This window comes from Floridaenema aerugineum BLCC-F46 (assembly GCF_041929345.1).
GTDB classification, from domain to species: domain Bacteria; phylum Cyanobacteriota; class Cyanobacteriia; order Cyanobacteriales; family Aerosakkonemataceae; genus Floridanema; species Floridanema aerugineum.
On sequence record NZ_JBHFNQ010000001.1, the window covers coordinates 1 to 9,049 of the forward strand.

Annotated in this window: 7 protein-coding genes; 2 read left to right on the forward strand and 5 right to left on the reverse strand. The window is 38.8% G+C overall.

The genetic code is table 11. The annotated features are described in order from the left end of the window. Positions 1–129 precede the first annotated feature (129 nt). The 5 genes from ACE1CC_RS00005 to ACE1CC_RS00025 all read right to left on the reverse strand — a co-directional run bounded on the left by ACE1CC_RS00005 (position 130) and on the right by ACE1CC_RS00025 (position 7,112). Positions 130–1,899: a DUF6798 domain-containing protein gene (locus tag ACE1CC_RS00005; RefSeq protein WP_413268421.1), complete on the reverse strand. Its 1,770-nt coding sequence runs from the start codon at positions 1,897–1,899 to the stop codon at positions 130–132. A gap of 130 nt (positions 1,900–2,029) precedes the next feature. Further along, positions 2,030–3,352, reverse strand: coding sequence for a glycosyltransferase family 87 protein (locus ACE1CC_RS00010; RefSeq protein ID WP_413268422.1), 1,323 nt, complete (start codon positions 3,350–3,352; stop codon positions 2,030–2,032). Positions 3,353–3,610: 258 nt separating this feature from the next. Further along, a complete protein-coding gene (locus tag ACE1CC_RS00015) occupies positions 3,611–3,937 on the reverse strand; it encodes a hypothetical protein (protein ID WP_459563772.1) in 327 nt (108 codons plus the stop codon). Between the two features lie 101 nt (positions 3,938–4,038). Next, entirely contained in the window at positions 4,039–5,787 is a 1,749-nt protein-coding gene (locus tag ACE1CC_RS00020; RefSeq protein WP_413268424.1) for an ABC1 kinase family protein, read from the reverse strand. Between the two features lie 350 nt (positions 5,788–6,137). Then, positions 6,138–7,112 carry an N-acetylmuramoyl-L-alanine amidase-like domain-containing protein gene (locus ACE1CC_RS00025; protein ID WP_413268425.1) on the reverse strand — a complete coding sequence of 325 codons (975 nt, stop codon included), beginning with the start codon at positions 7,110–7,112 and terminating at the stop codon, positions 6,138–6,140. A gap of 142 nt (positions 7,113–7,254) precedes the next feature. On the opposite strand from ACE1CC_RS00025, the gene ACE1CC_RS00030 reads away from it, so the two are divergent. Then, positions 7,255–7,410, forward strand: coding sequence for a hypothetical protein (locus tag ACE1CC_RS00030; RefSeq protein WP_413268426.1), 156 nt, complete (start codon positions 7,255–7,257; stop codon positions 7,408–7,410). A gap of 136 nt (positions 7,411–7,546) precedes the next feature. Beyond that, the gene (locus ACE1CC_RS00035; protein ID WP_413268427.1) at positions 7,547–8,857 is read left to right on the forward strand and encodes an APC family permease; all 1,311 of its coding nucleotides are present in this window, start codon (positions 7,547–7,549) and stop codon (positions 8,855–8,857) included. Positions 8,858–9,049: the final 192 nt, after the last annotated feature.

The following is a 9,049-nucleotide window of genomic DNA, read 5'->3' on the forward strand; positions in this document are numbered from 1 at the left end:
TAAATTTTATTTTTTTAAAAAAATTTTTTTAAATTTAAAAATTTTTTTTTTTTTTTTTGTTTTTTTGGTGTGTTTTGTGTTATTTTTTAATTTGGTTTTTCCGGGGCCCCACCCCGCAACAACATACGATTAATTGATTTCTAATACTTTGAAGGTTTTGTTTTCAAAGACTTGAGGGAATTGAGAAACCTTTTTTGGTGGTACAATCCAATACTTAACAGGAAAGCGAGACTGAATAAGCTTTACATCTTCATCAGACATTTTTGCATATAAAGACTTTAGCTTTTGTCTCACCTTTTTCTCCGTTAAACCCGAATCAGTAATATCAACACCCAGAGCTTTAATTCTTTGGGCCCAAGTCTTTACATAAGGTCGATCCCAAAGGATTGCTGAACCATCTTTCCAAGTTACAAAAGCCGGACGTTTTGCCAAACCGCGAAAATGTTCTCCCCAGCCAGTAGGGTCTACAATAAATACTGCATCGCTAGGAGCATTAGCGTTTGCCCAGTTAGCAACTTCTACAAGCGTAGATGCTGGTTGATTAATAAAAGCCGCTGCAAAACTCTTACTTTTTGACAAGTCACTTTGAAAATTTTGTAATCCAAATAAGAAAACTGAAAGTGTTAGTAAAATAGCCAAACGATTGGGGCTAACCTTACACAAAAGATAGTAAGCTACGGGATGCAAAATTAAGGCAATGATGCAAACTGCAATAATATAAGGGCCTAAAATTGGATTCCAAATCAAAATTGTAGCGCCAAAAACTGCGGCTAAAAATGCTCTTTTTTGCCAACCTTTTGTTTCTTCTAATTTAATGGCACAAGCTGAAACAAAAGCAACTGCGGCGAAGCAATACCATAAGTCAGTTCCTCTAGCAGGGTGCATGACTATCATCGAAGGCGACTTGGCAATATAGGCAGCAAAAAAAGCGTAAGCCAGCCAGAAAATACCCACTCCAGCCCAGATTACACTATGCTTAAATAGCTTGCCCATTCTATCTCTATATTGATAGAGGAAAGTTAATAGTAAGATAATTAAAAGAAAGAATCGCCCAAATACTGCTTTGTCCCAAGTTAAGGGATAAAGATGATGGGGAAAACGAATTTCACTAGCTATTAGCCACAAGCTGTTATCGGTAGCACCTCGACCAAATGCAGAGAGGGTGAGGAATATGGCTGGAGAGGCTAATATGAGGAATAAACCGAAGGCTGGTAGCCATTTTTTCCAGGCTTTCAAGTAATTGGAATCTAGTAAAAATACCGCCCCAAAATATGTTAAAGTGTAGGTTCCATACATACTATTTAAGTTAAATCCTATTGCTGTCCAAACAGCGCACCAAATTGGATTGAACTTATATAGAGATGCAGTTGCCAGTAGAAAAAATGGTATAGATAAACCAGTCTGTTCAAAGGTATTAGAAACGATCGTACCTGAACCTAAAATTGGGTCGAGAGCTAAGGCGAATAACGCCATCGCACCGACAGCAGCGAGTTGAGATTTGGGGGCAAAAGTTTGGGCTAAATGACTGGCAGCATAAATTAAAAACAGTCGATAAACCAGAAATAAAGTCAGTAGTAAAGGTTCTAAGGGAATAACTTTGACAAGTAAAGCTATGACTCGCCAAAGCATAGATGAATAATATGGCAGCGTATCGCCAAATGGATCGTTGGGATATAAAGTGGGCTCGTTAAGTTTATAAATCAGTGGTATTTGTAAAGCTTGGTTACTGGAGTAAATAACGTATCCTGTGATTAGTAATGAGGAGATATAGAAAAGCAGAATATAGACGTAAGTGGGAATTTTAAAGTCAATTAGTAGCACTTTTTCCCCGGCAAATTTATTGTTAGAGGAAACGGTTGCGGGAGTTTTTTCTCGAGGCGATAATGAGTCTTCATTCATAGTGAATTTCTCTTTCTATAGATAGCAATACTTTTTGGATAAAGGGTTATCTAGCTTTACGAAAGGCGATCGCAATTAAAAGCACAAATAAAAGGTTAGTTAACATGACTAACCTCCTTGTCCATTTCTGTTATAGCTGATGATAAGCCATATTAACTTCAGCATTTATACTAGCTTTGTCTAACTGAAAGCGACATGAATTGTACCACCTAGCAGCTAATAATATTCCTAGCAGGAGAACTCCGCCAAAGAAGTAATGGGAAATAAATATCCGGGAAACGAAAAACCGAAAAACTGGATTGTTGGAACCACCAGCACCTTTGACAGGCAATGATACTAATATAGTGGCTATTCCCATTAAGGCTAACCAGAGGCGGTTTTGAGGAATCGGTAATCGATCGCAAACATATAAAGATAAAGGTACAAGTAATAGAACATAGTAATGTGTCCAAGAAATTGGACTGATGATAATTGCTAAACAAAGAACTATACAAAATTCTAGATTCGCCGTTTCTGGAGTCAGAGGTTGTTTGGAACGCCAACATATCCAAATCGATCCGCCTATCAGTAAAGCTAACAATAAATATCTCACTACTTTGAAGGGCCAATCTACTTCTATGGGAGTTCCAGTTCCCAATACGCTAGGACTAGCTACCAGACGAATCAAGAAACTATCTACTGATTGAACATTATATCTACTGATTGGTTTGCCAATGTAAGGTAAAACGCATTCTTGATACCAAACTGTATGTAAATTAACACCAAAAATTAGTATCGACGCTCCTACAACTGCTAGGATAGTTCCTGTAAAACCTGCGAGTGCTTGCCATTTTTGCCGCGCCAGAAGATACCCACCAAAAAGCAGCAAAGGTAATTTTATTAGTGATGCGATCGCTAATAAAACTCCAGCCCAAAATTCCCGCTTTTCTGCCAATAAAAAAACTGCTGCCAACAAGGGCAACAGCATAAAATGCGTAGTATTTCCTTGCTTCAGGCTATAGTATAAAGGCCCGTTAATCGCAAAAATCCCCAACAAAACGATTTTTTTCCAGCCTGTAATACCTGTCTGCTTTACTAAATAATAGTAAGTTGCAATCATTACTACTATGCCCAGTAATAGCATAGCCATTTCAGCATTAAATTTATCTAATAAAGCCAAAGGTGTAAATAAATGTGCAATTATAGGAATATTGACAAATCCATTAAATCCTTTACCTTTGTACAAACTTAAAGGATTTTCAAGCACCCATCTTCCAGCTGGATAGTAAGCTTTAGTAAAGTCGCCAAATGGGGGTTTTGGGTCGGAAACATTCCACATAAACAGCATTATTAAACAAGCTGGAATCCCATAGCCTAGCCACAAATTCCATCGTTGTTTTAAAACTTTTATACCAATCCTGTTTAATACTAATGTCCCTATAATTAAACCCAAAAAAATCAGGATTTCTTTCATTTTAATCCCTAATTCTGATAAAAAAATCAGTTTTTTTGCCTAGTGGCATCCAAGAGTTGCTAAATAAGGATTACTCACAAGTTCTTATCTTTTGTCAGGATAACAGCTGTTTTCTGGCTTTTCGCCAAAATTAATATTTTGTATAAAAAAGTCAGTCCTTAACCATAAGTTAAAATGACTGACTGACGAAGATTTATTAATTGAGTGACTAATAGCATCAGGAGAAGTTCAACGCTCTCCCAAGCTTTCGACAAAACTTTAGCTGAAAGAATCTAAATCTAAAGCTCGGGATCCTCCCTTGTTTAACTGCATTAAAAGTTTGCCAAGTTGGGACCAAACGAGCCAACCCATAAAAACTGTCAGTGGGATAGAAATTGCGTAAGAAAGCCAAGTAGGAAAGCCAAAAATCTCTAACCCAGACCCTAAAAAAACGCAAACTCCGATACAAATTCCCAAAAAAGGTAATTGCAACTGCACTCCTTGTAAATTGGCAAAAATTCGAGATGAACGAGTTCTCGCCCATTCTTGTACCAGTTCTTTCAGTGTTGCTTCAAAAGCTAAACCTGATGTCAGTCCAGCCAGCATTCCAGCTACTAGCAGAAAGTAAGGTGGGTCTTGAATTAGGAACACGAATAACTCCTGCAATTATTAATTCTGAGATTAAATCTTATCAGGCAAGGGATGTTTTACTGCAAAGTTTGGCGACCAGAAAAAGCTGCCAAAGCTTCTACAGATGGGAGGGTTGAAAATTCTGCCAATGCGCCCAAAGCTGCGTTAAATATTTGGGCTGGCTTGATTTCATTTTTAATTAAATTCCACAGACGTTGAACTTCTTCGGTATGTAGTCGATCGTCCTCTGTTAAAGCCAGAACTAACTGACGACGCAGGAATTTACCTTCATCAGACAGGAGATATTGTAAACCGAGTTGGGCGGTGGGGAAGAGGTCAAAATTGTCGTCTGTACGAGCGATCGCAATTAGATTTTCTAACCGCTGCCATTGGAATCTACCATCTTTAAATAACACCTCAATTAAACGTCGCCGCAACTGAGGAGTTTCTCCGGTTAACAATCTTCGCGCTACATAAGGATAAGCAACTTCCACAATCTTAAAATTCGGATTAATGCTTAGTGCTAACCCTTCTTGTGTCACCAAAGAACGAATAATTAAAGCAAATTTAGCAGGAACGCGGAAGGGATAATCAAACATTAATTCCGAGAAGCGATCGGTAATCGTTTTAAAATTAAAATCCCGCACGCTTTCGCCCATCACATCGCCCAACACCGCTTCTAACGCTGGAACAATGGGATTAATATCGGTTTCTGGAGTTAAAAAGCCGAGTTTAACAAAATCCTCTGCTAAATGCTCGTAATCTTTATTGATCAGATGTACCACAGCATCGACCAGGGTTTCTTTTGTTTCCTGCTCTAACTGATCCATCATCCCGAAATCAATATAAGCCATTTGACCACCCTGCACCCATTTGCTAGGCTGTCTTTCTGCATCAACCGGACATTGAGGCGGGATAGCAAACAAATTACCAGGGTGCGGATCGGCATGGAAAAATCCATGTTCTAATAACTGTTGTAATCCTGATGTTACGCCAATCCGAATAATCGCATCGCTATCGAGTCCCTGTTTTTCAAGTTCTTCGGTGTTGGTGAGTTTCAGTCCGTAAATCCATTCTAAAGTCAGCACTCGATGGGAACTATAGCGCCAGTAAATCACGGGAACTTTTACTTCTGGATTATCGCGGAAGTTAGCAGCAAATTTTTCGGCGTTGCGCCCTTCGTTTAAGTAATCTATTTCTTCAAATAACTTTGTCCCGAATTCATCGACAATTAAGGTCAAGTCATGCCCTAAATTAAGAGGTAGCCAAGGTGCTAACCAACTTGCTGACCAACGCATTAAATAAAGGTCTAAAGTTATAACCGGAAGCAAGTTAGGACGTTGGACTTTTACGGCTACTTCTTCACCAGTTTTCAGTCTGGCGCGATAAACTTGCCCTAAGCTGGCAGCGGCGACTGGTTGCGGTGAAATAGTCGCGTATGCTTCTGTTATCGGTCTTTTTAATTCGGTTTCGATAATTCTAAAGGCGATCGCCGTATCAAACGGTGGTAATTGATCTTGTAATTTGACTAACTCTTCTAAAAAGTCTTTACGAATTAAGTCTGGTCTTGTTGAGAGTGCTTGACCTACTTTAATAAATGTTGGCCCCAGGTGAGTGAGTATTTCCCGTAACTGGCAAGCTCTTCTTGACTTATTCTCCTCTACTTGCCCCGACCATTCATCTAACTTTAACCCTAAAATAAACCCGGCAAACATCCAGATTACGGTTAAAGTTCGCCATACTGCTAACCAAGGACGTTTTTTGTAGTAATTAGCGATCGCTTGTGGATTGTACCTTCTTGACTCAGCTAGTTGTTGTTGACTCACGCTTATGTCTGCCTGTTGAAACGAAAAGTTTTTGTTATGAAATGGCTTCCTGTAGGAATGCCTCTTTTTCACTCAATCACAAGAATAGTAACGATCTCTGGGTAATACTTCCGCAATATTTGCTAACTTTACCCGTCGATTTTTACCTTTATTTTTTACGTTTTATTAACTCTAGTATACAAAACTATAATACTTACCGTCCAAAAGAATCAACTACTGGGGATCAATGGCTTCCTGGAATAAAGTAAATGCTTTTTGTCAATTTTTATTAACAAAACTTATTATTTATCATAAGGAAAAAATTATTTAAGAAATACTGTTGAGGCTGGATTTCCTTTAGACTAGTAATGTTAGCGCTGGAGATGGCGTGGATCGATCGCTCTGACCACAACAATCCCGATTGAATTTTTGACGTTTCTCACATATCTTTGTAGATCGCGGGCAGTTGTTACCGTTCCTGCTGGTGAAGCGTGAATAAAACCAACTCTGCCGTTTGTATGGCGATAAACTAATCCCGTATGGGTGAAATCTAAACCGGGAATATCGGTAGCGACAGCAATAATATCTCCTGGTTGAAGTTGGGAATAAACGCGACTAATCCGATGTTTTGGAATATAATTAACAGTTACTCCTGTTAAATTAGATTCCATTTTCACGATACATTGATAATGAGCATCATTGTTAATCATTAGCGGGTAACGATTTCTATTTTTGCTCATAAAATTGAGAGTTTTATTCTGGCTAATCCCGCCTAACTCTAAAGAAATATTTTGCACATTTCCCCGATTTTGATTATCAATAATCCAATCAGAGAAGTAATGTAAGCGGTGGCAATATTCTGGGAGTTCTCCGTTGCGATAACGTTGATTTTGCAGATGATTGACAAAGGTTTGATAAGAGTAATCTTTAACTGCTATTCCGCGAGCGATCGCTAACACAGTTTCCACAAACAAAACACAATCAAACTTATCTAGCGTTACGACTAAAGTTTCTGGATTTGATTTATCTAATAAATTTGCTTTGTACTCTGCGCCTAGAAAATATTCGGCAATTGTCTGCATAATTTCACTCATTGACAGATTAGATAAGTTCTGATATTGAGCGGATTGCATCAGTTTTTGAAAACGTACTTCCTCTTGATTCACTACTTTTTGGTTTTGCCGTGCCAAATTTATGATTTCATCAGCAGTCACCCCAACCAAAAATTGTGGTTTTAGTGGGGTATAATCGGGTAAAAATGAACGATTTGCAGTAGCTTGGCAAACAAGTAAAGGTAAACTACTAGCGATCGCACCCAACACACCTAATTTTAAAATATTTCTCATTTGTTACATCAAATCCAAAGGTTAGGGAAACCAGGCGATCGTCAACTCTAGATCGCCAAATTGAATTTTACTACCAATTGTGGATTTATTAGAGTTTTAAATCAGAATTTCATAACTAATATTTAATGTATTAGGAGTAGCATTGTTTATTGGATTTACTCCTTGGATTGCGCGTGCTTTACAAAAACTAATTCCTGGTAGAGAATCAGATAGCGATCGCCATGATGATTCCGATTCTGGCAATTCTGGTACTAACTGGAAACGGATCAAAGAAGAACCGCAAATTTTTGGTCTGTAGGGGCGAAGCATTCGGGCAGAAAATCTAGGTTTTGGGCCATAAATTTTGTCCCGAATGCTTCGCCCCTACCCAAAACCCGAGCAGTATTGGAAGTGGTGGAAACGCAGCAACCTTAAAAGACTGGGAGAAATAAGTGATGCCTTCGCCGTCGTCACAATTGCAACGAGAGTTGGGAGTTTTTGGTGCTATTATGATGGGCTTGGGGTCGATTATCGGCACGGGCGTATTTGTTAGCATTGGAATTGCTGCGGGAATTGCAGGATCGGCAGTAATTTTAGCAGTAGCGATCGGGGCATTAGTAGCAATTTGCAACGGTTTAAATAGCGCTCAACTTGCTGCGAATCATGCCGTAAGTGGAGGGACTTACGAATATGGTTATAAATATCTCAATCCTTGGTTGGGATTTACCGCAGGTTGGATGTTTTTAGTCGCAAAAAGTGCTTCTGCGGCGACTGCTGCATTAGGTTTTGCGGGATATTTACTTAATGCTTTTCGGATATCTAACCGAAATTTGTTAGTGGCGATCGCATTAGTTGCAGTAACTTTGTTTACGGTCATTATTCTTTTGGGAATTAAGCGATCGAATACTGCGAATATTGCGATCGTCTCCATTACCTTACTAACACTTGGCTTTTTTATAATCGCCGGATTACCAGTATTAACAACCAAAGGATTAACCAATCTTACACCATTTTTCGCCACTCCAAATCAAGAATCAATTAATCCCATTACAGCTATACTTCATGCTAGTGCTTTAATGTTTGTTGCTTACACGGGTTATGGAAGAATTGCTACTTTAGGGGAAGAAGTTAGAGAACCAAGAAAAACGATTCCTAAAGCAATTATTTTGACAATGATTGTCACAATGTTGCTTTACATTGTAGTAGCAATAGTCAGTGTGGGAACTGTAGGTGCAGACACACTTAGTCAAGCAGCAACTAGCAAAGCAGCACCTTTAGAAGTAGCGGCGCGAAGCTTTCGTATTCCGGGAAGTTCTCAAATTATTGCCATTGGTGCAATTACTGCCATGTTAGGAGTACTTCTTAACTTAATTTTAGGTTTATCTCGCGTAGTTTTGGCAATGGGAAGACGCGGAGATTTACCGAGAGTTTTTGGCAGATTAAATGAGACAGGTACGACTCCATTTTGGGCGGTGATAATTGTAGGAATTGCGATCGCGTTACTAGTTCTAATTGGCAATGTCAAAACTACTTGGTCTTTCAGTGCTTTTAGTGTTTTAATTTATTATGCAATTACCAATTTAGCAGCATTAGCAATTCCATCTGAAGGAAGACTTTACCCAAAAGCGATCGCTTGGTTAGGTTTATTAGCTTGTTTATTTCTCGCCTTTTGGGTAGAACAACAAATTTGGTTAACTGGATTAGGATTGATTATCGCTGGATTAATTTGGCATAAAATTGCCCAAACAGTGAGAAATAGAAACTGAAGATTCTGTTAACCCAAGTTGCTACAAATATTCTCGTTTTGATCCCCCCTAACCCCCCTTAATAAGGGGGGAATTCAACAAACAAGTGAATTCAAAGTCCTCCTTAATAAGGGGGGAATTCAACAAACAAGTGAATTCAAAGTCCTCCTTAATAAGGGGGGAATTCAACAAACAAGTGAATTCAAAGTCCTC